Origin of the sequence: Pseudomonas frederiksbergensis (assembly GCF_003732275.1) — a bacterium.
Lineage (GTDB): Bacteria > Pseudomonadota > Gammaproteobacteria > Pseudomonadales > Pseudomonadaceae > Aquipseudomonas > Aquipseudomonas frederiksbergensis_H.
Genome location: NZ_MOBM01000012.1, coordinates 629,514 through 655,339, shown reverse-complemented (window position 1 = coordinate 655,339; position 25,826 = coordinate 629,514). Strand labels below are relative to the sequence as shown.

Annotated in this window: 19 protein-coding genes; 10 read left to right on the top strand and 9 right to left on the bottom strand. The window is 59.0% G+C overall.

Going from position 1 to position 25,826, the window contains the following annotated elements:
• Positions 1-78: 78 nt before the first annotated feature.
• The gene (locus BK662_RS11075) at positions 79-1,203 is read right to left on the bottom strand and encodes an OpgC family protein (protein ID WP_123358073.1); all 1,125 of its coding nucleotides are present in this window, start codon (positions 1,201-1,203) and stop codon (positions 79-81) included.
• A 229-nt stretch (positions 1,204-1,432) separates the two neighbouring features.
• On the opposite strand from BK662_RS11075, the gene BK662_RS11070 reads away from it, so the two are divergent.
• The 3 genes from BK662_RS11070 to BK662_RS11060 are packed head-to-tail and all read left to right on the top strand — an operon-like array spanning position 1,433 to position 5,482.
• A complete protein-coding gene (locus tag BK662_RS11070; RefSeq protein WP_123358072.1) occupies positions 1,433-2,374 on the top strand; it encodes a glycosyltransferase family 2 protein in 942 nt (313 codons plus the stop codon).
• Position 2,375: 1 nt separating this feature from the next.
• A complete protein-coding gene (locus BK662_RS11065) occupies positions 2,376-3,884 on the top strand; it encodes a glucosyltransferase domain-containing protein (RefSeq protein WP_123358071.1) in 1,509 nt (502 codons plus the stop codon).
• Between the two features lie 47 nt (positions 3,885-3,931).
• The gene (locus tag BK662_RS11060) at positions 3,932-5,482 is read left to right on the top strand and encodes a glycosyltransferase family 39 protein (RefSeq protein WP_123358143.1); all 1,551 of its coding nucleotides are present in this window, start codon (positions 3,932-3,934) and stop codon (positions 5,480-5,482) included.
• On the opposite strand, the gene BK662_RS11055 is transcribed toward BK662_RS11060, so the two are convergent.
• From BK662_RS11055 to BK662_RS11030, 6 genes are all read right to left on the bottom strand, one after another.
• Positions 5,460-7,079, bottom strand: coding sequence for an FMN-binding glutamate synthase family protein (locus BK662_RS11055; RefSeq protein ID WP_123358070.1), 1,620 nt, complete (start codon positions 7,077-7,079; stop codon positions 5,460-5,462). The two genes, BK662_RS11060 and BK662_RS11055, sit on opposite strands and share 23 nt — an antisense overlap.
• 195 nt (positions 7,080-7,274) lie before the next feature.
• On the bottom strand, positions 7,275-8,669 hold the full coding sequence (locus tag BK662_RS11050) for an ATP-binding protein (protein ID WP_123358069.1): 1,395 nt from the start codon (positions 8,667-8,669) through the stop codon (positions 7,275-7,277).
• Positions 8,666-10,477 (bottom strand): DAHL domain-containing sensor histidine kinase, encoded by a 1,812-nt coding sequence (locus BK662_RS11045; RefSeq protein WP_123358068.1) that lies wholly within the window; start codon positions 10,475-10,477, stop codon positions 8,666-8,668. The genes BK662_RS11050 and BK662_RS11045 overlap by 4 nt, the downstream gene beginning before the upstream one ends.
• Positions 10,474-11,433, bottom strand: coding sequence for a cytochrome-c peroxidase (locus BK662_RS11040; RefSeq protein WP_123358067.1), 960 nt, complete (start codon positions 11,431-11,433; stop codon positions 10,474-10,476). The genes BK662_RS11045 and BK662_RS11040 overlap by 4 nt, the downstream gene beginning before the upstream one ends.
• 45 nt (positions 11,434-11,478) lie before the next feature.
• Positions 11,479-13,353, bottom strand: coding sequence for a putative bifunctional diguanylate cyclase/phosphodiesterase (locus tag BK662_RS11035; protein WP_123358066.1), 1,875 nt, complete (start codon positions 13,351-13,353; stop codon positions 11,479-11,481).
• A complete protein-coding gene (locus BK662_RS11030) occupies positions 13,350-15,656 on the bottom strand; it encodes a GGDEF/EAL domain-containing response regulator (protein WP_123358065.1) in 2,307 nt (768 codons plus the stop codon). Before BK662_RS11030 ends, BK662_RS11035 begins: the two co-directional genes overlap by 4 nt.
• A gap of 259 nt (positions 15,657-15,915) precedes the next feature.
• Between BK662_RS11030 and nosR the strand changes: the two genes are divergently transcribed.
• The 4 genes from nosR (at position 15,916) to BK662_RS11005 (ending at position 19,123) form a co-directional block, all read left to right on the top strand.
• Positions 15,916-17,274, top strand: coding sequence for a response regulator c-di-GMP phosphodiesterase, NosR family (gene nosR / locus BK662_RS11025; RefSeq protein WP_123358064.1), 1,359 nt, complete (start codon positions 15,916-15,918; stop codon positions 17,272-17,274).
• 234 nt (positions 17,275-17,508) lie between these two features.
• Entirely contained in the window at positions 17,509-17,943 is a 435-nt protein-coding gene (locus BK662_RS11015) for an NUDIX hydrolase (protein ID WP_123358062.1), read from the top strand.
• 23 nt (positions 17,944-17,966) lie between these two features.
• A complete protein-coding gene (locus tag BK662_RS11010; protein WP_123358061.1) occupies positions 17,967-18,605 on the top strand; it encodes a LysE family translocator in 639 nt (212 codons plus the stop codon).
• Positions 18,606-18,607: 2 nt separating this feature from the next.
• Entirely contained in the window at positions 18,608-19,123 is a 516-nt protein-coding gene (locus BK662_RS11005; RefSeq protein WP_123358060.1) for a GNAT family N-acetyltransferase, read from the top strand.
• A 301-nt stretch (positions 19,124-19,424) separates the two neighbouring features.
• On the opposite strand, the gene metR is transcribed toward BK662_RS11005, so the two are convergent.
• Positions 19,425-20,342 carry a transcriptional regulator MetR gene (gene metR / locus BK662_RS10995; protein ID WP_048395534.1) on the bottom strand — a complete coding sequence of 306 codons (918 nt, stop codon included), beginning with the start codon at positions 20,340-20,342 and terminating at the stop codon, positions 19,425-19,427.
• 120 nt (positions 20,343-20,462) lie between these two features.
• Here metR and metE point away from each other — a divergent pair, with 120 nt between their 5' ends.
• Entirely contained in the window at positions 20,463-22,775 is a 2,313-nt protein-coding gene (gene metE / locus BK662_RS10990) for a 5-methyltetrahydropteroyltriglutamate--homocysteine S-methyltransferase (RefSeq protein WP_123358058.1), read from the top strand.
• A 233-nt stretch (positions 22,776-23,008) separates the two neighbouring features.
• Entirely contained in the window at positions 23,009-24,043 is a 1,035-nt protein-coding gene (locus BK662_RS10985; RefSeq protein WP_123358057.1) for an alpha/beta fold hydrolase, read from the top strand.
• 129 nt (positions 24,044-24,172) lie between these two features.
• Here BK662_RS10985 and BK662_RS10980 read toward each other — a convergent pair whose 3' ends face one another.
• A complete protein-coding gene (locus BK662_RS10980) occupies positions 24,173-24,529 on the bottom strand; it encodes a DUF6124 family protein (RefSeq protein WP_123358056.1) in 357 nt (118 codons plus the stop codon).
• 542 nt (positions 24,530-25,071) lie between these two features.
• Between BK662_RS10980 and BK662_RS10970 the strand changes: the two genes are divergently transcribed.
• Positions 25,072-25,740, top strand: a complete 669-nt coding sequence (locus BK662_RS10970; protein WP_123358055.1) for a DsbA family oxidoreductase — start codon at positions 25,072-25,074, stop codon at positions 25,738-25,740.
• Positions 25,741-25,826 lie beyond the last annotated feature (86 nt).

Genomic DNA, 25,826 nt, shown 5'->3' with positions numbered 1-25,826 from the left:
CGCGTTCGGCATATGTGCGCGAATAATCGGGAGAACGCGGTCAGTGTAGGAGCTGCCGAAGGCTGCGATCTTTTGATCTTAAGCAGCCGTCACCACAATCGGCCGATTCAATCGCTTGTTGAAATCCAGCCAGGCGCCCAGCAACGCCATCAACCCGACTCCCAGCAATGCACTGAATATCTGCATTGCCAGTGTGTTCCCGCCCAAGGCGTTGAGCATGTCTGCCAATGGCGCGAGCAACACGCCAAAGCAGAACACTTCCAACGAATAACGGCCCATGCGACAGCTTTGTTGCGCCAGCCAATGCTGCGTCCAGCCCGTGTCCGGCAACAACCTGGCGGTGACGTAGGCGAGGGCGAGGAAGTGCAGCAGGCGCGCCGGCGAGAGGTTGGTCTTGCTGATCGGATAGAGCCATTCGCCGAGCCGTTGGGGCATGAAGGCGTCATGCACGGTGGGCCATTTCCACGACGCTGCGATCAGCCCGGTCAGCAGCAAATAGGTCAGCGCTACGATAAAAACCGGCTGCCGAGTCAGCGGTCGAGGTTGCGGCACCCGAGGCCTTTGCCCGTGAATCGCCGCCGCGCCACCGAGAATAAACAGCAGCTGCCAGGCCATCGGATTGAAAAACCACACGCCACCGTCGGTGCCCGCCAGGTTCCACTGGAGCCATGGCGCCAGCAGGTACAAGACCACCGACAACCCCACCACGTATTCAGCCTTGCGCAGCAGCATCGGTAGCACCAGCGGCAGGCCGAGCAGCAAAAAAATATACAGCGGCAACGGGTCCATCAGGTTCGGCTTGAAGCGCAGCAACAACTCATCCATCAACGCCTGCTGCGGATTGCTGAGGAAATACTGCAAGCCCATTTCCTGCACCAGATCACGTGTTTCCACGTGGCTGTTGGCGAAAAACACGATGCCCATCAGCAGCGCCAGCAAAAAGATATGCACCACATAAAGCACCCAGGCGCGTCGCAGGATTTTCACCGTGGCGACCATGAAGCCGTCGCGCCGGGCGATTTTGCCGTAGGCCAGCACGGCCGCGTACCCGGCCAGGAACACGAAAATCTCCGCAGCATCGCTGAAACCGAAATTGCGCACCGTGAACTGCGCGAGCGGGTTTTGCGGCACGTGATCCCAGAAGATGAAGATCAGGGCCAGGCCACGAAAAAAGTCGATTCGGTGATCGCGTTCAAACGTCATGACGGCGAGCTCTTGAACGGGGTTGTCGGGTAGGAGCGAGCGGTGCGGCGCGCAGGGTGGCGTGATTCGCGGGTAATTGCAAAAGGCTGGATATTACCGAATGTCTCAGCTGCCTATAGCGAACGAATTGAGCCCATGTCCGTCGGTCTGCCGGGCAGTTCGCGCACCAGAACGGCCCCTGATGGGCGTCTGTCGAACATCTACACTTCGATTTTCAGGAGTGTGAAACGTGAAAGTTTCGCTGATTGTCCCGGTATTCAATGAAGAGCAGGCGATCCACCTGTTTTATCAGGCGGTGCGTCGCGAATTGAAACTTGACCCGTGTGAGGTCGAGATCGTGTTCATCAACGACGGCAGTACCGACCAGACAGCTGAGCAGGCCAAGGCGCTGGCACAGGTCGATGAACAGGTATTGCTGATCAACTTCTCGCGCAACTTCGGCAAGGAACCGGCGTTATTTGCCGGGCTGGAATATGCCACCGGCGATGCAGTGATCCCCATGGACGTGGACCTGCAGGATCCGATCAGCGTCATCCCGCGGTTGATTGCCGAGTGGCAAAAGGGCGCCGACGTGGTGCTCGCCAAACGCCGAAATCGTGACACTGATACTTATTTGAAACGCCACAGCGCATCGCTCTTCTATCATTTGCTGAACAGAATTTCCTACACCCGGATCGAAGAAAACGTCGGGGATTTCCGGCTCATGGACCGCAAGGTGGTCAATGTGATTCGTGCGCTTCCCGAGCATCAGTTGTTCATGAAAGGCGTTCTCTCCTGGGCCGGGTTCACCACGGCGGTGGTGGAGTACGAGCGGGCCCGGCGAGTGGCAGGAAGCAGCAAGTTCAATGGCTGGAAACTGTGGAACCTGGCGCTGGAAGGCATTACCTCGTTCAGCACTGTGCCATTGCGGTTGTGGACTTACATCGGTGGCGGCATTTCGATCTTTGCGGTGCTGTATGCGGTGTACATGGTGCTGGACAAGATTTTCTTCGGCAACAGCGTCCCCGGTTACCCCTCGCTGATGACGGCCATTCTGTTTCTTGGCGGTGTCCAATTGATCGGCATCGGCATCCTCGGTGAGTACATCGGCCGTATCTATATCGAAGCCAAGCACCGGCCCCGTTATGTGGTCAAAGACGTCATTGGCGGCAAAGACCGGGTCGGGCTTTAGCATGGGCAGACTGAGCGACTTTTTCAGCAGAGAACTCGGGCGCCATCGGGTCTGGCGGTTTTTCCTGATTGCGACCCTGATTTATGTCATTCCGCTGATCCTCGCGGACTATCCCTACATCGATGACAACTGGCGCTCGCTATCGGCGGGTACTGCCTGGGCGGGGCAGGGTCGGTTATTCACCGAGCTGTTCTACAACCTGCTGACCTTCAGCAATGCCGCGCCGAACATCTTTCCATTGCCGCTGTTGATCGCCACGCTCGCCATGGCCTCGGCGTTGACCAGCCTGACATTCCATTACTACCCGCAGCCGACGATATCTCGCTGCCTGGTGCTGTTACCGCTCTGGTACAACCCGTTTTTTTTGCAGAATTTGTCTTATCAATACGACGGGCCGGCCAACGCGTTGAGTCTGGTGGCCGTGATCTACGCGATCACTTTTCGTCATCCCTCGCGCATTCTGCAATGGCTGGTGCCGGCCTTTCTGATTGCGCTGGCGCTGGGGCTCTATCAGTTGAGCCTGAATGTGTTTGTGGGCCTGTGTTGCCTGGAACTGCTCAGGGGCGCGAATGACAAGTGGGCCTGGCGGCAGTGGTACGAATTGATCGGCTGGAAACTCGCGCAGGTGGGGCTTGGGGGGCTGATCTATAGCGTTACGGCGTATCCGTACATGAATCACGATCGCGCCTTATTGCTGAACTGGGCAGCGGAGCCTTTGCTGCAACTTGAAATCAACATCGGCCGGGTGCTGGAAAAAGTCGCGCTGCTGTTTCACGGTGGATTCACTTGGGTGTTTGCCGTGCTGCTGTTGTGTGCCCTTGTGGGTGGCGCACAGTTAGCCCGGAACGTGATTGAACGCCACGACACCGGGCTGAGAAAAATCGTGATGGGCCTGGTGTGCGTGCTGACGCTGCCGGTCGTGACCTTGCTGGTGTCGGGAGCCGCGCTGTTTTTTCGCGACTTCAATGAAGGCGCCAGAACCTTGATGGGTTTCGCGGTGTTGCTGGTGCTGTTGTTCTATTTGAGCCATCTGGCGCTGGCGTCGATTCATGAGCGCCTGCCGCTGCTGTTGGCGGTGCCTCTGCTGGCCATGCTTTCGTTGTCCTACGCCTATGGCCGCGTGCTGACGGTGCAGAACACCTTTGCGTCCAGCGCATTGTTTTCCTTGGGGCATGACATTGCGGCCCATCGGCAACTGCACGAGGCCAAGCGCATTTACCTGGCGGTGAGTTATTCCGATCACTGGCTGGTGGGGGCTGCGGGCTCGTTCAAGCAAATGCCGGTCTTGCATTATCTGCTGAACATCAACTTCTTCATGCTGGCCGAAAACCTGCCGAAGGCGGGCATCACCAACGTGGAGGTGGAGAGGGAGCGGCGTAACGCGACCCTGATGGGTTACCAGGGTTATCCGCCGCTGGTGGAGAGCAAGTTCTACCGCCTCTATCTGCTGGGCGATTACGGTTTCATCGTCATGAAAGAGCCGACCCCGATCACCACGCTGCAGTGGTGAGCCTGGTGATTACCTCTTCGATCCCTCCCGAAAGTTTTCCATCCCGGATGGCCGACAGGGCGGGTCTGGTGGCGGTGATAGCCATCGCGTTGTTCGCAAGGTTTCACTCCATCACCGTGCCGGTCATCTGGTACGACGAAGCCTACAGCCTGCTGCTGGCCGAGGGCTCGCCAGCGTATATCTGGGCCACGACAGCTCGGGATGTTCATCCGCCGCTTTACTACGTCTTGCTGCATTTCTGGATGTTGCTGTTCGGCAATGGCGTGTTGGCTGCGCGATCCCTGAGTACACTGGCCGATGTCGGCACGCTGTTGCTGTGCATTAAATTGATGAGTCTGGTGACGACGCGAAAGGCGACCTGGATAGCGGCAGTGTTGTTGGCATTGCTACCGATATCGGTGCGTTACAGCCAGGAAGTGCGAATGTACACCTTGCTCGGCTTCTGGCTGATGGGCGCGACCGTGGCGCTGGTCTGCTGGATCAAGGTACCGGATCAAAAGCGTCATCCGGTTTTTTACGTGCTGCTGATGACGGCTGCTTTCTACACGCATTACTTCGCCGCGCTGTGCGTTTTGGTGCATTGGCTTTGTGGGTGGCGAGTGCGAGATGAAGGTCGGTCCACGGCGATATCGATTCGTGTGTGGGTCTTGGCCAACAGCGCAATCGTTGTGTTGTACCTGCCGTGGATACCTCATTTCATCGATCAATTGCTGCGAATGGACGGGCTCGAGTGGATACCGCCGCTCACCTGGCAAACAGTGCTGACCTTTGTTTGGCAACTGGTGATGATGGGGGATTCGACCAGTCATTCATCCTTATGGCGGGTGTTGCCCTCGGCGTTGATCGTTGTTTGTGCCGCCGCGGTGCTGCTCAAGGCACGCCATGAGCGACCTTTCAGCGTCTTGCTGGTGGGCTATTTCTTTGTGCCGGTGCTGAGCGTTTTTCTGGTGTCGCTGATCGTGCCGGTTTTCAATGCCAGATACCTGGTGTTCGCGGCCGCCGCGTTGCCCCTTATCGTTGCGCTCGCGCTGGACGCATGGAGCCAGCGCCACGCCGTTCTTGCCGCTGTCGCCATGGCTTTGGTTTTATTGGCAGAAGTACACGGGCTTTCGGCGGTCTACGCGCAAACGGATGAGATGAACGGGACAAGCATTCGTAAGGACGCAAGACTGGACGCCGTGGTCGCAGGTCTTGGTCGCGAAGTCCGTCCGGGGGACGAAATCATCGTGGATAACCTGTATTGGTACTTGCCGTTCACGTACTACAACTCGACAGGCGTTCAGCCAAAGTTATACGTCTTTAAACCACCGACAGGCACCCTTTGGGGAACCGCCGAATACGGTGGTTGGGCACTCATTCCCCGTGATTTGCGTTCGATTCTCTTCGACGATTTTTCAACCTTGAAACTGAATGCCAGGCGGATCTGGTGGGTAACGGGCTACGCCCGTCCTGAACATGACGCATTGTTTCCCAAACACTGGAAACAGGTGCAGATGCTAAAGGAAGGGGACAGCGAAGCCCGTTTGTTCATCCGGGGGGAAGCGCCAACCCCGGAGGTTGGCGCGCAAACACGGCCTATGCAGCAGCCGCTTCATTAGGCTCAAAACTATCCGCCCGCGCCATCTGCCACATCCGCGAATAAAACTCGCCATTCACTTCACCGGTCAGCAATTCCCCCGGTTTCAGGAATACATGCAACTGCGAGAACAGCTTGATCTCGGTCGCCGACATGCGTCGCACCAGATGCTTGGCCGACAGCTGTGAAGGATGATCGAGGCCCGCGGCGGCAAGCATTTCGGCCAGGGCTTTGAGCGTATTGCGGTGGAAGTTGAACACGCGTTGGGCCTTGTCCGGAACCACGAGGGCGCGTTGGCGCAGGGTGTCCTGGGTGGCGACGCCGGTCGGGCATTTGTTGGTGTGGCAGCTTTGCGACTGGATGCAGCCGATGGCGAACATGAAGCCGCGCGCCGAGTTGGCCCAGTCGGCACCGATGGCCAGGACGCTGGCGATGTCGAAGGCGCTGACGATCTTGCCGCTGGCGCCGAGCTTGATTTTGTCCCGCAGGTTCAGGCCCACCAGCGTGTTATGCACGAACAGCAGACCTTCGCGCATTGGCACGCCGATGTGGTCGGTGAACTCCACAGGCGCGGCGCCGGTGCCACCTTCCTTGCCGTCGACAACGATGAAGTCCGGGAGGATGCCGGTTTCCAGCATGGCCTTGGCGATGCCCATGAATTCCCACGGGTGGCCCAGGCAAAACTTGAAGCCCACCGGTTTGCCGCCGGACAGTTCACGCAGTTGCGCGATGAAGTGCATCAGTTCGATCGGTGTGGAAAACGCGCTGTGGCGCGAGGGCGAGATGCAGTCTTGGCCCATCAGGATGCCGCGGGTTTCGGCGATTTCCTGCGTCACCTTGTGCTTGGGCAGAATGCCGCCGTGGCCGGGTTTGGCACCTTGGCTCATTTTGATTTCAATCATCCGCACTTGCGGGGTCCGCGCTTGGGCGGCGAAGCGTTCCGGGTCAAAGCGACCATCAGCAGTGCGGCAGCCGAAGTAGCCGCTGCCCAGTTCCCAGGTCAGGTCGCCGCCGTTTTCCCGGTGATAGGCGCTGATGCTGCCTTCACCAGTGTCATGGGCGAAGTTGCCGAGTTTGGCGCCCTGGTTCAACGCGCGAATGGCGTTGGCGCTGAGGGAGCCGAAGCTCATGGCTGAGATGTTGAACACCGATGCCGAGTACGGCTGGGTGCATTGCGGGCCGCCGACCGTCACCCGGAAACTGCTCGGGTCGCTCAACGGCGCCGGGCGCATGGAGTGGCCGATGAATTCGAAGCCCGACTGATAGACGTCGATCAGCGTGCCGAAGGGTTTGTCGGCACTTTCATTCTTGGCTCGTGAATAGACCAGCGAGCGCTGGGCCCGGGAGAAAGGCAGGGCGTCGCTGTCGGATTCGAGCAGGTACTGGCGGATTTCCGGGCGGATGCCCTCCACCAGATAACGAATATTGCCCAGGATCGGATAATTGCGGCGCACGGCGTGTGGGCTTTGCAGCAGATCGAACAGCCCTACGAGGCTGAGGACGCCGGTGACGGCGGTGATCGGCCAGAGCCAGTCGTGCTCCAGAAAGGGCAGGCTGGCGAGGGTGAATATCACGCACACGGCAAAGAAGGCGTAGCGGCTCAGGAGGGACAGGCTCATACGGTTTCCTTGGGTTCGGACTCTGTTGTTTAAAGATCGCAGACTTCGGCAGCACCCGAAGGCGCGTAGGAGCTGCCGAAGGCTACGATCTTTTGATTTTGATTTTTTGATTTTGAAGTCAGAAGGTACGCCGAAAATCTGAAGATCAAAAGATCGCAGCCTTCGGCAGCTCCTACGCGAGCATGTTTATGTTGCTCAGGATTGCCGCACCGGCAACTCGACCCGGAATGTGCTGCCAACTCCGACTTCGCTACGTACCGAAATATCGCCCTGATGTTTTTTCACGATGCCATAGGACAGGGACAGCCCGAGTCCTGTCCCCTGGCCCACCGGTTTGGTGGTGTAGAACGGGTCGAATATTTTCTGCAGGTTGTCCGGCTCGATGCCTATTCCCGTGTCCGCGACCTCGATTGATACCGTTTCACCTTCAAGTCCGGTGCGTAGCGTGATGGTGCCCCGTTCCGGCCCCATTGCCTGAGACGCGTTGACGATCAGGTTCATGATCACCTGATTGATTTGCGACGGCAGGCATTCAATGTCGGGCAGCTTTTGAAACTCCTTCACCACATCGGCCTTGTACTTGAGTTCATTGGCGACGATGTTCAGGGTCGACTCGATGCCTTGTTGCAGATTGGTCCACTGCCATTCCTGATTGGAGTCCACGCGGGAGAAGTCCTTCAGGTCTTTGACGATCTGCCCGACCCGGCCGATGCCTTCCTTGGACTCCTTGATCAGCAGCGGAATGTCTTCGCGCAGAAAGTCCAGTTCCACCCGTTCACGTAATTGACCGAGACGGTCGATGACCTCGCTTGAACCAATGGCGTTTTCCGCCTCCCGATAGGCATCGAGCATTTCCTGCAGTTGCTTGAAGTAGCCATCGAGGGCGCCGAGGTTGGAGGAAATAAAGCCGATGGGGTTATTGATTTCATGGGCGACGCCCGCCGCCAGTTGCCCCAGCGAGGCGAGTTTTTCCGACTGCACCAGTTGGCTTTCCAGTTGTTTGCGCTCGTCGATTTCCCGCTGCAACGCCTCGCTGGCCTGCTTGAACTGGTCCGTGCGCTGATCCACCAGATGCTCCAGATGGCTCAACTGAATAGACGCCCGCTCGGTCATTTCCCATTTGGTGAGCAGGGTGTTGGCCATTTGCTGGACTTCAATGTTGTCGAACGGCTTTTTCAGAATCAGCAGGCGGTCGTGGGCGTGCAAGCGTTCCAGCAGTTCATCCCAGGAATAGTCGGAATAGGCGGTACACACTACAACTTGCAGCTGCGGGTCTTGCTGCCACAGGTGTTCGATGGTCTGCGCGCCGTCCCAACCCTCGGGCATGCGCATGTCGACGAAGGCCAGCGCGTAGGGGCGGTTTTCCTGTAATGCCTGGATGAGTTTGCCCAGACCCTCCTGGCCGCCATAGGCCGAATCCAGCTCGAACAGCAGGCTGGTGGATTTCACTTCGCTGCCGAACAACGCAGTCTCCATTTCGTCCAGCTCTGCATGCTGCGCTGATGTCGGGGTGAGGATCTTGCGGAAGTCTTCATGGATGGATGGCGTGTCGTCGATCAGCAGAATGCGTCGGTTCGAAAGATCGCTCATGCTTCCTCCATGACGGGTTTCAACGGGATCTGCAGCGTGAACAGTGCACCTTTGCCCGGTCCATCGCTGTGGGCGGTGAGATGGCCGTTCATCTCGATGGCGGCCAGGGCACAGCTGTGCAGGCCGAAGCCGTGTCCTTCCTTGCGGGTGGTAAAACCGTGGGCAAAGATCCGCGTCATGTTCTCCGGCTCGATGCCTTCGCCGTCATCCTTGACGCTGATTTGCAGAATCGTGTCTTCGACGACTTTCACCCCAAGTATCATTTGCCGCGGGCGGTTACTGAGGTCGGTCATGGCGTATTTGGCGTTGCTGATCAGGTTGATCAGGATCAGCAACAACCGGTGTTTGTCGCCCATGATTTGCGGTACATCGCCATACTCCTTGACCACCGTGACGTGATGGCGGGTCAGGGCTCCGGCGTTCATCCGCAAGGCGTCTTCCAGCAATTCGCTGATGTGCAGCGGTTCCATCAGGCTGTTGGCGCCTGCATAGGACTGCTGAGTGGCGACGATGTCCTTGATGTGGTCGACGCTTTTGCTCAGTTGCGCGAGTTCATCGGTCATGCCTTGTTGTTCAAGGGCAATGGCATCCACCAGTTGATTCAAGTAGCCGGGCAGCAGTTTTCCCTTCTCATCCTCGGTCAGGAAGACTCCCAGGTCGTCTTGATGCGCGTTGATCAGCTGCATCGCCTTGCCCAAGCCCTGGGCCTTGCTGCCACGCAGCTTGCGGGTGACCAGGTCGGCCGAGATGTTCACGCTGTTGAGCACATTGCCGACGTTGTGCAGCACGTTAGTGGCGATTTCAGCCATGCCGGCCTGACGCGCGGTGTCGAGCAGTTCGCTTTGGGTATCCTTGAGTTCGCGGGTGCGCTCTTCGACCCGTTGTTCGAGGACCTCGTTGGCGGTTTGCAGCTCCTTGTTGACCCGGTTGGTCTCCCCGAAGCTGCGCATCAAGCGGATTGCCAGGTACACCAGCACCAATACCAGCAGCGTCGAAAACACCAGCATGTAGAAGTGGTAGCGCCGGTTGGCTTCATCGGTTTGCTGCTGATCCTGGTTCAGCAGACTGGTGATGTCGTCCAGCCGTGCGGCCACAGGAACGGCTTCGATGTTTTCCAGCAGCCGATTGACCACGGGTTGTTCGCGCAGGATCAGCGCGATGTGATTGCTCAACACATCGATCGGGCTATGAAACTGCTCCGGTAATCGCTCCTTGTTCACCCCCAGTTTGTTCAGCCCGACCAGGATATCGGCTGCTTTGTCGTCGGAGGTGACCTGGGCGAACTCCAGGCTGCTGAGCAGCAAGTCGTAGGTGTCGGTGGCAATGTTCTGGAGTTGCAGTTTGTCTTCGTCGAGCAGTTGGGTAAGCGGTTCCTGGATGTCGTCTTCGGCAGTGGGCAAGAACGCCAGAGAGTTGCGCAGCACCGCATTATGGGATTTGAACTGCTCCACCAGCCGGGTTTTTTCCTGAATGGCGACGTGGTAAGCATCATGGCTGGCACGCCAGGTCGGCGAGTCATTGCGGCCATGATTGGACTCCATGGTCTCGAACCGCTCCCACAGGTGTGTTATCTCGGTCAGCGGTGCCACCAGCGGATCGTAATTGTGGCTGATGGCAATTCGGGACTTGAGAATCTCGGTTTCCCACTGCGCGTTGAACTGTTTGATCCGGCCGATCAGGTCCCGGGACTCGGCGTACGTCGCGGTCTGGTCGGAGCTTGATTTGAGGTACAGAAACAGCAGCGTCGAGGCCAGCAACAAGGCCACGCCACTGAGCAACAAGAGGTTGCGACGGTGGCCCGTTTTCATAAAGATTTGCCTCCCCACTCACCGGTCAGTGTCTTGAGGAATTTGATGATCAAGGTTTTGTCCTGGTCAGAGGGCACGCGACCAAGCTGGAACTTGAACATCACGTCTACCGCGTCTTCGAGGGTCTTGGCCGAGCCGTCGTGAAAGTACGGCGCAGTCACGGCGACGTTGCGCAGGCTCGGAACCTTGAACACGTTGCGGTCTTCTTCATCTTTGGTGATCAGATAGCGGCCCAGATCGGCTTCGGTGGGGTTGCCTCGAACCTGGAAGTAATCGCCCATGACCCCGAACTTCTGGAACATGTTGCCGCCGATGTTTATCCCTTGATGGCAGGCGATGCAGCCGTAGTCCTTGAAGCGTTGGTAACCGTACTTCTCCTCGATCGTCAGAATCTCGGTATTGCCCAGCAGGTATTGGTCGAAACGCGAGTTGGCGCTGATCAGCGTGCGCTCATAGGTGGCCAGGGCATTTTGTACATTGCTCATGGTCACGCCGTCCGGGTAGGCCGTGGCGAAAGCGCTTTTGTAAGCCGGGTCGGCGGTCAGTGTCTGAACGACATGCTCCCAATGACTGCCCATTTCGCTGGGGCTCTGCACCACTTCGTGGGCCTGCGTTTCCAGGGTATCGGCGCGGCCGTTCCAGAACTGCCGGAAATTCAGACTTGCGTTGAATACGCTGGGGGTATTGATCGTCAAGGGGGCGCCGTTGAAGCCAATGGAAAACGCCAGGACATCGGCGCCCCCGCTTTCCAGGCGATGACAACTGGCGCAGGACAGGCTGTTGTTGACCGACAGGCGTGGCTCGTTGAACAACCGACGACCAAGTTCAACTTGCAAGGGATTCTGCTGGGGCACTGGGGGCAAGGGTTTGAGTGGCTCGTCCAGAGGTGCGCCGTTGGCTATCAGGCAACATCCGAGTAGAGGCGCAAGAAGCAGGTAGTAGAAGGAGCGCGACATCTTATTACTCCTTGGCGCAGGGCCCTGGGTGTCGTTGCACATCATTCATTTGGTGCTGGACGGAGCGGACTGCACAGACGTCAGGTATTGCTCGAAGGCATCCGGCTCCACGGCTTTGCTGAAGTAATAACCCTGGCCTTCCTCGCACTGGAGGGCCTTGAGAAAATTCAACTGCTCGAGGGTTTCCACCCCTTCGGCAATGACGGTCAGTTTGAGGCTCTTGCCCAAGCTGATGATGGCGCTGACCAAGGCCGCGTCATTGCTGTCACGGCTCAGGCCACGAATGAATGACTGGTCGATTTTCAGCACATCGATGGGAAACCGTTGCAGGTAACTCAGGCTGGAATAGCCGGTGCCGAAGTCATCGATGGCCAGCCGTACACCCAATGCCTTGAGCCGATTCAGCGCGAGCATCGTGGCGTCGACGTTCTGCATCAATACGCCTTCGGTAATTTCCAGCTCCAGCAAGGTGGGGTCCATACCGGTTTGCTGGAGTATCTGTTCGATACCTTCGACAAAATCCCGCTGGCGGAAATCGATGGCCGACACGTTCACCGACATGCAGAGCTTGGGCAGGCCTTTCGCCTGCCAGGCGCGGGCTTGTCGACAGGCCTGGGCCAGCACCCATTTGCTCAACGGTACGATCAAGCCGCTGTCCTCGGCCACACCGATGAAATCTGTCGGGTAAATCCAGCCTTGCCCCGGCTTTTGCCAGCGGATCAATGCCTCGGCGCCGACCACCTTGCCGCTGCCCAGGTCGAGTTTGGGCTGGTAGTGCAGGACAAATTCGTTGCGATCCAGCGCCAGGCGAATACCCGATTCGATACTCTGCTGTTCCCGGGCGCGCTGGTTCATCTCATCGATGAAAAAGCTGAAATCGTTCGGGCCGCTTTCCTTGACGTTGCGCATGGCGGTTTCGGCTTTTTTGATCAGTGCGATGGCATCGAAACCGTCCTCGGGATAGATGCTGATGCCCAGGCTGGCTGTCACGCTCAGGTCGTGGCCGGCGATGTGTTGAGGCGCGCGTATGGCGTTCAAGAGCTTTTCGGCGATGCCCTTGGTTTGTTGGGGGTGGTGGATGTCAGCCAGGATCACCACAAACTCATCGGAGCCGTAGCGAAACACCGAGTCGGACGCGCGCACGCAGGCCACAAGATTGTGCCCGACACGTTTGAGCATCTCGTCGCCGGTCGGGTGACCCAAGGCATTGTTGATGCGCTTGAAGCGATCGAGCCCCAGAAACATCACGGCCAGTTGTTTGTCATGGCGTCTGGACAGGGCCAGTGACTGGTTCAGCCGGTCGCCCAACAAGGTGCTGTTGGGCAACTCGGTCAATACGTCGTACTGCAACAAGTGCGATACCTTGAGCAGTTCATGGACCCGGGCCTCGATGGTTTGCTCCAGGGTTTGCACTTTCATGGCCGCGTCCTGCGCCATCTGCCACTTCCAGGTCAGGGCGCTGGCCATCTGGCGGATTTCCAGGCTGTCGAAAGGTTTTTTCAGCACCAGCAACTGATCGCCGAACTCCAGTCGTTCGGCCATGGCTTCCCAGGTGTAATCGGAAAAGGCCGTACACAACGCGATTTGCAGGTGAGGATCAGCCTTCCAGAGCTGTTCGATGGTTTCCAGACCGTCCCAGCCCGGGGGCATGCGCATGTCGGTGAATGCCATGGCGTAAGGGCGACCTTGAGCTTGGGCGCGCTTGACCAGTTCGAGCGCTTCCTGGCCCTGATAGGCGGAGTCGAGCTGGAATATCAACCGAGTAGATTGCTGGCTGCCGAACAGCGCTGCTTCAGTGCCGGCGATGGTTTGTTCGTCGTCGGTATCCGGGCCGAGAATCTTGCGAAAGTCCTGATGGATCGAAGGCGTGTCGTCGATGATCAGAATGCGCCGGTTAGCCTGGGCGAACGAAGTTTTCATTCCTTGTCCTCCGTGGCACGCCGCGGGTCGTTGGGCGTCGCTCCGGTTCCGTGGTTGGCATGCACGATGCTCCCGGCCTTCAGTAACTCGGCGGCCTGTTGACTGCTGACCGCTTGGCTGAAGTAGTGACCCTGGGCGTTCATCGGTGAGCCGGTGGCCATCAGCGAACTGCGTTGCTCCTGGGTTTCGACGCCCTCGGCGATAATGCCGATCCCTACTTCGCGGGCGAAGTTGATGATGGCCCGCAAGGTGGTTGCACTGGCCGGGTCGCGTGCGGCCATGTCGATGAAGGTCTGGGCGAGTTTCAGGTGATTGACCTGGTAAGTCTTGAGGTAATCGAACGAGGAGTATTCGGTGCCGAAGTCGTCGATGGCGATTTTCACCCCCAGCTCACGCAGGCGCGGCAGTACATCGTTGTGCGTCCACTTGGTCTGGGCCAGGGTCGCTTCGGTGACGTCGAAGCGCAGGTCCCACGGGCACAGTTCCCAACGCGCGGTGGTGCGCAACACGTCATAGATCAGCTCGGGACCGCTCTTGAGCTGGGCCAGGGACAGTTTTATCGCCACCACCGGTGGCGCCATGCCTTCGTCGCGCCACTGACGCATTTGCCGACAGGCGCGCTCCAGCACCCAGTGACCGAGGGCGACGATGGTGCCGGTTTTTTCCGCCGCGGGCAGAAACGCCTGGGCTTCCAGCAACCCGCGCTGAGGGTGGTTCCAGCTGACCTGCGCTTCCATGCCGAGGATCTTGCCACTGCTCAGGTCTACTTCCGGCCAGTAACGCAGTTCGAGTTCGTCATGTTCGATGGCCGTTTTCAAGTCGTTGGCGATGGTCATGCGCTCGACCACTTCCTGATTGATCTCCTCGGAATGGAAGTGGTACTGGTTGCGGCCCTTTTCCTTGGAGCGATACAGCGCCATGTCGGCCTGGGTCAACAGGCTGTCGGCGCTGAGGCTGACCGGCGCGTAGCTGCTGATGCCGATGCTGACCGAGACCCGTACATCATTGCCGGCCAGGGAGTAGGGCAGCACCAGTGCATCGCGGACCTTGGCGGCCAGGGACGCTGATTGGGTCGGATCGCCGACATCCAGTTGCAGTATCGCGAACTCGTCGCCACCCAGGCGGGCAACCACGTCGTTTTCGCGCACGCAGTTTTTTATGCGCCTGGCGACCTCCTGCAACAATAGGTCGCCCACCGGGTGGCCCAGGGTGTCGTTGATGCGTTTGAAGTGATCCAGGTCCAGGTAAAACATGGCGAAGGGTGTGGCCCCGCGCCGGGCGGCGGCGAATGCCTGATGCAGCCGCTCGATCAGCGTCGCACGGTTGGCCAGCCCGGTCAGCCCGTCGGTGCGGGCCAGCAGGGCGATTTTTTCCTCGGCCAGTTTGCGTTCGGTGACGTCGATGATGATGCCTTCGACTTCCAGCAAGCGGCCTTCATCGTCGCGCACCGGGATATAGCGGTTTTCGACCCAGCGCCAGTCGCCGTCGCCGGTGCGCATCCGGAATTCGATGGAAGCACCTGCCGCATGGCGATCCAGCACCCTGGCCATGGCCGTATCGACTTTTGATTGATCGTCGGGATGGATCAGCTCCTGCGCCCAGTTGGACGAAGCCACCAGGGCCGCCGCAACGTGGCCGTATTTGGTGATGTTGTGGGAGATGTACATCAACGGAAACGACGGTTCGCCCCGCAGCCGATACAGAATGGTCGGGCTGTTCTGCACGATGATGTTGGCGTCGGACAGCTCCCGGGTGCGCTCTTCGACCGCGAGCTCCAGCAAGGACATTTTCAGCGCCGCGTCTTCGGTCATTTGCCATTTGGCGGTCAATGCGCTGGCCATCTGGCGAATTTCGATGGCATCGAAAGGCTTTTTCAGGATAAGCAGGCGATCACCCAGCTCCAGACGCTCGGCGATGTCTTCCCAGGAATAGTCGGAATACGCGGTGCAGAGCGCCACCTGCAGCTTGGGATCGACCTGCCACAAGCGTTCGATGGTTTCCAGGCCGTCCCAGCCCGGCGGCATGCGCATATCGATGAAGGCCATCGCGTAGGGCGAGTCATTCGCCAGCGCAGTCTCGACCTTATCCAGCGCTTCGCGGCCCTGAAATGCGGAATCGATGACGAAACTTTGCAACGATACCGACGCTGAGGTACCGAACAGGGCGTTTTCGGCGCTGATCAGACTGTCGTCTTCGATCGATGGCGGGCTGAGAATCTTGGCGAAATCCTCATGGATCGACGCGGTGTCATCGACGATGAGAATCCGACGATTAATGCGCGCAAGCAGCGTATTCACTGACATGCGCCTGTACCGACAGCAGGTTGGTGCAATGAGCTCATAGAGGGTATCCCTTCCCTGATCGCTGGATAACGCGAGTATCGTTCTGGATCCGAGTGATCTGAGCATAGTCGCCCGGCCGGCACTTCGCCCGGTTGACTGAAACGAATCATTTCCTGGGTCGGGCTGAAAATCATCTAGCCTGTAGGTCAGGCTCGGGGAACGTCAGGATGTTGGCCCCCACGCGCGCGATAAAGACACCCGTTTGACTTGAGGTAATGCCATGGAAGAGCAACTCCCCACGACTGTGACCGATAAACCCAAGTTATTGCTGGTCGACGATGAGGAGTCGATTCTCAACAGTCTGCGCCGCCTGCTGCGCGGTCAGCCTTACGAGGTACTGCTGGCTACCAGTGGTGCCCAGGCCTTGGAGATCATGGCCCGGCAGCCGATCGATCTGGTGATGACTGATGCGCGCATGCCTAATATGGACGGCGCCACGCTGCTGGCTCACGTCCACCAGCGCTATCCCGACACCACCCGGATCATGCTGACCGGTTATGCCGATCCGTCGGCCATTATCAAAGCCATCAATGAAGGGCAGATTCACCGTTACATCAGCAAACCCTGGCACGACGAGGAAATGCTGCTGACCTTGCGACAATCACTTGCCTATCAGCATTCCGAGCGTGAACGTTTGCGTCTGGTGCAGGAGACATGGGATCAGAACGAGAAGCTGAAGCTGCTCAACGCCACCCTGGAAAAGCACGTCGCGGCCCGCACCAGCGAGCTGCAACAGACCGCCGACATGCTGGATCTGGCCTACGAAGAGCTCAAACGCAGCTATGTCACTGGCACCGAAGTGTTTTCGTTGCTGGCCAACCTGCGCCTGCCGCCCACCAAACAGACCAACCGGCAGATCATCGAGCTGGTGCGGGTGTACTGCAAACTCCATGGCCTGGACGAAGGCACCAGTCGTGACCTGACCATGGCAGCGGCGCTCTACAACATCGGCAAGTTGAGCTGGACCGACAGCATGATGAGCACGCCCTCGGACCTGCTGCATCACAATGACCGTGAGCGCTATCGGGGTTATCCGAAGCAGAGTGAGTCGCTACTGATGACGCTCGACCCAATGAAGGATGCCGCTCGGCTGATCCTGCATCACCAGGAGCGTTGGGACGGCAGCGGTTTTCCCGATCGGCTCAAGGGCGAAGCGATTCCGTTCGGTTCGCGGTTGCTGAAGCTGGCGGTGGATTTCATCGAGTTGCAGCGCGGGCTGATCCTCGAACGACAGATGAACAGTGACGAAGCCCTGGTGTATATCCGCCAATACGCCGGTCGCCTCTACGACCCGGAACTGGTGGAGGATTTCATTCAGGTCTGCGCGGCTTATCTGAGCGACGTGACGCTGGCCGATCCGACGGTCAAGGTGCTGACCACCCGGGATCTGGTGGCAGGCATGATCCTGGCGCGCAATCTCAATGCCGACAACGGCATGCTGCTGCTCAATGCCGGCAAGGTGCTGAATGGGCCGCTGGTGGATAAGTTGATCGCTTTCGAGGCGATGGAAGGTGCCAAGTACAGCATTTTCGTGAAAGTACCTGAGGAAGTGGAGGGCGCGCTTCTGGAGACGAGTTGAGCTTTCAGCCTGTGACGAGGGCCCTGTGGCGAGGGGGCTTGCCCCCGTTTGAGTGCGCAGCACTCACAAAGTCTTTGGTACATCAGAGATTTTGGGGCCGCTTCGCAGCCCAACGGGGGCAAGCCCCCTCGCCACAGGGCTCCCACAGGGGGTCAGCAAATGCTTTTTTCGGCGTGACGAAGAACCGGTGCGCATGTGATCCTTGCTGCTTTTAACCAAGGCCAATCCTGATCCATGACGTTTTCATCCGCCGCTTCGCCCCGCCTCATTCGCATTGCCGCTGCCCTGCTGATCGGCCCCGACGGTCGCACCTTGCTGGTGCGCAAGCGCGGCACCCAGGCGTTCATGCAGCCGGGGGGCAAGATCGAGGCCCATGAGCAACCGGTCCATGCTCTCGCCCGTGAACTGGAGGAGGAACTCGGCCTGGTCATCGATCCGGCGCAAGCCGCCTACCTGGGGCAATTCTCGGCGCCTGCCGCCAATGAGCCGGGTTATGTCGTACAGGCCGAACTCTTTCAGCTGACTATCGATTCGCACGTTTCCCCGGCGGCGGAGATCGAAGAAGTGCGCTGGATCGATCCGGCCATCGACGGCGATGTTACGCTGGCGCCATTGACACGGGACCTGATCTTGCCGTTTTATCGAGCCTCACTGATCGAAACTGCCTGATCGTCCAAGGACGGAGGATGCCCATGATCCCGCTTCAAGACTTGCTGATTTTCGCCGCCGCGGCACTGCTGATGGTACTCACGCCCGGGCCGAACATGATCTACCTGATCTCTCGTTCAATCTGCCAGGGCCGCAAGGCCGGAGTGACTTCGTTGCTCGGCGTGGTCGCGGGGTTTTTAGTGCATCTGTTCGCTGCCGCCGCGGGGTTGACCGCGGTATTCCTGGCAGTGCCGATTGCCTACGAAGTGCTGAAGTGGGCCGGTGCGCTGTACCTGTTGTGGCTGGCCTGGCAGGCGATCAAGCCCGGTGCGCGCTCGCCGTTCGAGGCGCAGCAGTTGCCGGCGGACTCGTCGCGCAAGTTGATCACCATGGGCTTTCTCACCAGCGCCCTGAACCCGAAGATCGCGGTGTTCTACCTGTCGGTGTTTCCGCAGTTCATTACCCCTGAGCACGGTTCGGTGTTCACCCAGAGCATCATCCTCGGGCTGACCCAGATCAGCGTGAGCTTCAGCGTCAACCTGCTGATCGCGCTGTTCGCCGCAGGCATCGCGTCCTGGTTCGTCAACAACCCGAACTGGCTGGCGATGCAGCGTTACTTCATGGGTTTCGTGCTGTCCGGGTTGGCGGTGCGCTTGATGCTTGAGCAGCGGCGAGCGGCCTGAAGATGTGGATTCAACGGCTTGATGCCAGCCATGCCCTGGAGTATCGGGCGCTGATGCTTGAGGCCTATGACTTGTATCCCCAGGCATTCACTTCCAGCGTGCGCGAGCGCGCGGTGATGCCCCTGAGTTGGTGGGAATCGCGCCTGACCAGCAAGCTGGACCGGGTACTTGGTGCATTCGAGGAGGGCAAGTTGGCGGGCATCGTCGGCCTGGCGTTCGAAGCCCGGGAGAAGGCCCGGCACAAGGCGACGTTGTTTGGCATGTACGTGACAAGCACGGTGCGGCAGCGCGGGCTCGGTTATCAACTGGTTCAGGCTGCGTTGGCTGAAGCGCAGTCCCATCAGGGGCTGCGGCTGATCCAGTTGACCGTCACCGCCGGCAATGAAGCTGCCTTCAAGCTGTATCAGCGTTGCGGCTTCGTGCAGTTCGGCCTGGAACCATTGGCGGTGCGAGTCGGCGAAGACTACTTCGACAAGATCCATATGTGGCGTGAGCTCACCGCTGAATCTTTGGCATAAGGGCTGTTGTGGCGAGGGAGCTTGCTCCCGCTGGGTTGCGTAGCAGCCCCAAAAACCTGCAATCGCATGTTTTCAGACACTCCGCATACCCCTGGTTTACGACTGCTTCGCAGCCGAACGGGAGCAAGCTCCCTCGCCACGATTCCGAAACACCCAGACCTGTCGCTGCTCGCTCCCACACATAGGAGATCTGCTGTGACCCCATTTTTTGTGAATCCCCGCAGATCCAATGTGTGAGCGGGCTTGCCCGCGATGAGGCCTGAACAATCACCCTTCAACTTTGATCAGAATCGACAGGATTTCAGCGAACTGCACTAACCCCATCCAGCGTCGAGAACGACGTGTCCTTGGCCGTCAGCAAAAAGTCGCGCATGTACGGTGCGTCCAGCATGTCGGCGCGAATCCCGGCATACAGCGTCGCGAACAAACCTTTCTCCCCCAGTCGCTTGGCCTTCACATAACCCCGTGAGCTGTATTCATGCAGCGCCCAATGGGGCATGCCGCAGACGCCGCGACCGCTGGCCACCAGTTGCATCATCATCACCGTCAGTTCCGAGGTGCGGACCTGGGCCGGTTCGATGTCGGCTGGCTCAAGGAAGCGGGTGAAGATGTCCAGCCGATCACGCTCCACCGGGTAAGTGATCAAGGTTTCCGTCAGCAGATCCTCGGGCACGATGTACGGCTTGCTCGCCAAGCGGTGCTGATTAGCCACCGCGAGCATGGCCTCATAGGTGAACAACGGCACGTAAGTGATCCCGACCAATTCCAATGGGTCGGAGGTCACCACCAGGTCCAGGTCGCCTCGGGCCAGCGCCGGCAGCGGGGCGAAGGAGAACCCCGAGGCCAGGTCCAGCTCGACTTCCGGCCAGGCATCGCGGAACTGGTCGATGGTCGGCATTAGCCACTGAAAGCAACTGTGGCACTCGATCGCCATGTGCAAACGCCCCGCAGTGCCACCGGCCAGCCGTGCAATGTCACGCTCGGCGCCGCGCAGCAATGGCAGGGTGGCGTCGGCCAGTTGCAGCAGGCGCAAGCCGGCACTGGTGAAACGCACCGGTTTGGTCTTGCGCACGAACAGCTGCATGCCCATGCGCTCTTCCAGCTCCTTGAACTGATGGGACAGCGCCGATTGGGTCAGGTGCAAGCGGTCGGCCGCATCCACCAGGCTGTCGGCTTCGCGCAAGGCGTGCAGGGTTTTCAGGTGACGGATTTCAAGCACCGGGGGCTCCATGAGGAAAACTTGTGATCAACACGAAAAGGTTGAGTTTGTCTCATGTTGGGTGGGCTGTCGACAATAGCACCATGTTTTATAGCGTCCTTTATAGAGAGAACTCTTACCATGGCCTTGGCCCACACACTCGGTTTTCCGCGCATCGGCGCCGACCGCGAATTGAAAAAAGCCCTCGAATCCTACTGGAAGGGCGATCTTGACCAGAACGCATTGAAAAGTGTGGGCCGCCAATTGCGCGCCACCCACTGGCAATTGCAGAAAGACGCCGGCATCGACCTGCTGCCCGTAGGCGACTTCGCCTGGTACGACCAGGTACTGACTCACTCCCTGACCTTTGGCGTGATTCCCGAGCGCTTCGACAGTGCCAAAGATTCCCGCGGCCTGCCGACACTCGACACCCTGTTCGCCATGGCCCGTGGCGCTAGCGCGGCCTGCTGCGGCGGTGAACATGGCAAGGCGCAATATGCTCAGGAACTGACCAAGTGGTTCGACACCAACTACCACTACCTGGTCCCGGAGTTCAGCGCAGACCAACAATTCAAACTGAGCTGGGAACAGCTGTTCGACGAAGTCGATGAAGCCAAAGCCCTGGGCCACAACGTCAAACCGGTAATCATCGGCCCGTTGACTTACCTATGGCTGGGCAAGGCGAAAGGCAGCGACTTCGATAGGCTGGATCTGCTGGAGCGCCTGCTGCCGATCTACGGTGAAATCCTCGGTCGCCTCGCTGCCCAAGGCGTGGAGTGGGTGCAGATCGACGAACCGATCCTGACCCTCGACCTGCCACAGGCCTGGAAAAGCGCCTTCGAACGCGCCTATCACATCCTTCAATACTCGCCGCTGAAAAAGCTCGTGGCGACTTACTTCAGTGGCCTGGAAGACAACCTCGGCCTGGCTGTCGGCCTGCCGGTGCAAGGCTTGCACATCGACGCCGTGCGCGCACCGGATCAACTCGGCCAAGTGCTGGATCGCCTGCCGACCTACAAGATTCTCTCGGTAGGCCTGGTCAACGGCCGCAACGTCTGGCGTTGCGAACTGGAGCAAGTCCTCGCGCAACTGCAACCGGCCCTGGAGCGTTTTGGCGATAACTTGTGGGTCAGCAGTTCCTGCTCGTTGCTGCACAGCCCGGTGGACCTGGAACGTGAAGACAAACTCGATCCGGAACTGAAAAGCTGGCTGGCGTTTGCCGTGCAGAAGTGCGGTGAAATCGCCGTGCTGCGTGATGCCCTGAATGATCCGCAAGCGCCGAAGGTGCAAGCCGCACTGGCCGAAAGCCGCGCCATTGCAGCCAGTCGCGCTCAATCTCCGCGTATCCACAAAACGGATGTTCAGGCCCGAATCAACGCCATCGGCGCAGCGGACAGCCAACGTCACTCGCCGTTTGCCAAACGCATCGAACAACAACAGGCACGGCTGAAACTGCCGGCGTTCCCGACCACCACCATCGGCTCGTTCCCACAGACTGGTTCGATCCGTCTGGCGCGCCAGGCCTTCAAGCAAGGAAAGCTGTCGGCCAACGATTACACCGATGCCATGCACAGCGAAATCCGCCACGCCGTGCAAATCCAGGAGCGCCTGGGCCTGGACGTGCTGGTGCATGGTGAAGCCGAGCGCAACGACATGGTCGAGTACTTCGCCGAACAACTGGACGGTTACTTGTTCACCCGGTTCGGCTGGGTCCAGAGCTACGGTTCGCGCTGCGTCAAACCGGCGATCATTTATGGCGACCTGAGCCGTCCGAAGCCGATGACAGTCGACTGGATCACCTATGCCCAGAGCCTGACCGACAAGGTCATGAAAGGCATGCTCACCGGCCCTGTGACCATGCTGATGTGGTCGTTCCCGCGCGAAGACGTCTCGCGCAAAATTCAGGCGCAGCAACTGGCCCTGGCCTTGCGCGATGAAGTGGTGGACCTGGAAAACGCCGGCATCAAAATCGTGCAGATCGACGAAGCCGCGTTCCGCGAAGGGCTGCCGCTACGCCGGGCGCAATGGCAGGAGTACCTCGACTGGGCGGTGGAAGCCTTTCGCCTGAGTGCATCGGGCGTGCGCGACGAAACCCAGATCCACACCCACATGTGCTACAGCGAATTCAACGACGTGATCCAGTCCATCGCGGCGATGGACGCCGACGTGATCACCATCGAAACCTCGCGTTCGGACATGGAATTGCTGGAGGCCTTCGAAGCGTTTGACTACCCGAACGACATCGGCCCGGGTGTTTATGACATCCACTCACCACGGGTGCCGGACACAGCCGAGATGGTGAAGTTGATGAGCAAAGCGGTGAAGCGGATTCCGGCGGAGCGGTTGTGGGTCAATCCGGATTGCGGGTTGAAGACTCGCGCCTGGGCGGAGACTGAGGCGGCGTTGGTCAATATGGTGGCGGCGGCGCGGCAGTTGCGTGGTCAGTTGGCTTAAGGACGCCATCGCGAGCAGGCTCGCTCCCACATTGGATTGAGGTCGATCGCAGGTTTTGTGTACGACATCCATCAAAAAATGTGGGAGCGAGCCTGCTCGCGATGAACGATAACTCGGTCTTGGAAATGACCGCTCGGCACTCTTCATCAAACTGTCACGTAACTGTGGCAGCGCGCTTGAACAAACTTCATCAGACTCGCGCTCTACTGGAGTTCTGCGTTTCGGTGTTTTTCATGCGTGCACGATTTTTATCCACAGCGGTCTTTCTGGCCGCTGTGTTATTCGGCTTTCCGTCTCTTGCGGCGTCTCGTTGCGATGTCAATGTTCCGACCGAACGGGTCGATCTGGATCAGGTGAGCCTGGCGTACCAGAGCATTGGCCGTGCCTCGGACCCTGCGTTGTTGCTGGTGATGGGCCTGGGTGGGCAGTTGATTCACTGGCCGGACGAGGTGGTGGTTGCGCTGTGTCAGCAGGGTTTTCGGGTGATTCGTTATGACAATCGCGATGTGGGTCTCTCGACTTGGCGACAGACGCCTATCGAGGCCAACCTGACTTTCGAAGTATTGCGCTACAAACTCGGTTTGCCGGTATCGGCGCCGTACACCCTGACCGACATGGCGGGCGATGCCTTTGGACTGATGGATGCCTTGCACGTCGAGCAATTCCACGTACTGGGTGCGAGCATGGGCGGGATGATCGCTCAGCATATGGCGGCCATGGCACCGCAGCGTGTCGAGAGCCTGACGTTGCTGATGACCAGCTCGGGTGCCGAAGGCTTGCCAGCACCGAGTGCGGCGCTGGTGCAGCTACTCGCGCGACGCGGCGCGCCGAATCGCGAGGTGGCGCTGGAGCAACAGGCTGATTTGCTGGCGGCGCTGGGTAGCCCGGCGGTAAGCGATGACCGGCAGGCGTTGTTACAACAGGCAGCGCAATCCTATGACCGGGCGTTCAACCCGGAGGGCGTGAAGCGCCAGATCATGGCCATCCTCGCCGAACGGAGCCGCGTGGCGCTGCTCAACCAACTGCGGGTGCCGACGCTGGTGGTTCACGGTACCGCCGATCCGTTGTTGCCGGTGATGCATGGCGTGCATCTGGCGGCGCACATCCGTGGCAGTCAGTTGAAGCTGATCCCGGGGTTGGCCCATCGTTTTCAAGAGGCGTTCAAGGCGCCGTTGTTGGCGGCGGTGTTGCCGTATTTGCAGGCCCATCGCGAAGACACCTCGCATTGGGCGCAGATCGATCCAGTAGCCGAGCGCAATCTTCTGTAACACCCAAAACCCAATGTGGGAGCGAGCCTGCTCGCGATGGCTGCCCAGTCAGTATTGATGTAGCAGATAGACCGCTATCGCGAGCAGGCTCGCTCCCACAGGTTTTAGGTTCTCCGACAGGTTCAGGTTTTACGTCGGAACGAAGTTATCCAGCATCCGGTTCACCGCCAGTTCACCCAACATGACGGAGTGCTGGATACCGAGCACGGTGTTGCGCTGCGGGCCGTTCAGCAGCCCTGCGAAATCGCTCAACATCACGCTCGCTGCCGCCAGCGATTCGCAGGCGTTGACCAGCAGGGTTTCGTTATCGGCGTCGGGGGCGACGAGGTAAAGGGTGCTGGGTTTGCGTGGGGTGTCTTTGGGAATGACCGGCTTGAGGTAGTAATCGAGGGCGCGGTCGGCGGCTTCGTTGAGCTTTTTGGAGTTTGGGGTTTCGTACGGGGAAACGTCGTCGGTTTCCGGTGGATTGGGTGTGATCTTGAACATTGGAGGGTACTCCTGATAGTAGAGCCGCAACCTGTCTCGCTACTAAACGGAAGGGTGGCAGCTGTGCGCAAGTTAGTAGACCGGCCACCCATCCAAAACCGGCGCGCCCGAAGGCGCCATGCGCACAGCCACCATCAAGTGCAAGCGAATGCCTGACTGGATGACACTTATACGTCCGGATGGAAAAAGTCGGGCTACTAAACCCGATCACTGGGAATCAGTGACACGAACCAAGTTACCGACGGGCCTCCAGGCGCACAAGCCAGCGGATTCTGACGTGGTTGTAGGCGACGGCGCAAGGCGCTGTAGCTTTCAGGAAGTAACGCTAAACAGAACTAAACACGCCCTCAAGAACACCCCAAAACCCAGGGTGGGAGCGAGCCTGCTCGCGATGGCGGTGTATCAGCCAATGCAGATATCAACTGACATGACGCCTTCGCGAGCAGGCTCGCTCCCACAGGGGAATAGTGGAATGGCTGCCACCTCGGACTGTCAGGTGTATCGTTCAAACTTTCCGGCGACCCAAGCCTGCGAGGTGTGTGATGAGTACCCCCCTGAAAATCGATTTCGTCAGCGACGTGTCTTGCCCCTGGTGCGTCGTCGGCCTGTATGGCCTGACCCGCGCCCTGGATATGCTCGGCGACGAAATCCAGGCCGAGATCCGTTTCCAGCCGTTCGAACTGAACCCGAAGATGGGCCCCGAAGGCCAGAACATCACCGAACACATCAGCGAAAAGTACGGCTCGACGCCTGAGCAATCGCAGAAGAACCGCGAAATGATCCGCGCGCGTGGCGCCGAGGTCGGGTTTGCCTTTCGCACGGACGGCAACAGCCGTATCTACAACACGTTCGATGCTCACCGCTTGCTGCATTGGGCGGGGCAGGAAGGGTTGCAGTTCAACCTGAAAGACGCACTGTTCAAGGCGTATTTCACCGAGGGCGGCAATCCTTCCGATCACGGGCAATTGGCGCAGATCGCCGAAAGCGTGGGGCTGAATCGGCAGCGGGCCGAGGCGATCCTGGCTTCGGACGAATTCGCCAAAGAGGTTCGCGAGGAAGAACAGTTGTGGTTAACGCGCGAGGTGAGTTCAGTGCCGACGGTGGTGTTCAACGGGCAGTACGCCGTCAGTGGCGGGCAGCCGGTGGAGACGTTTGTCGGTGCGATTCGTCAGATCATGAGTGAGGCCAAGGGCGGAACGGTCAACGGCTAATGGCTCGATCTGTAGGAGCTGCCGCAGGCTGCGATCTTTTGATCTTGATTTTCTCTAGACCGCTGAAGGTCAAAATCAAAAGATCG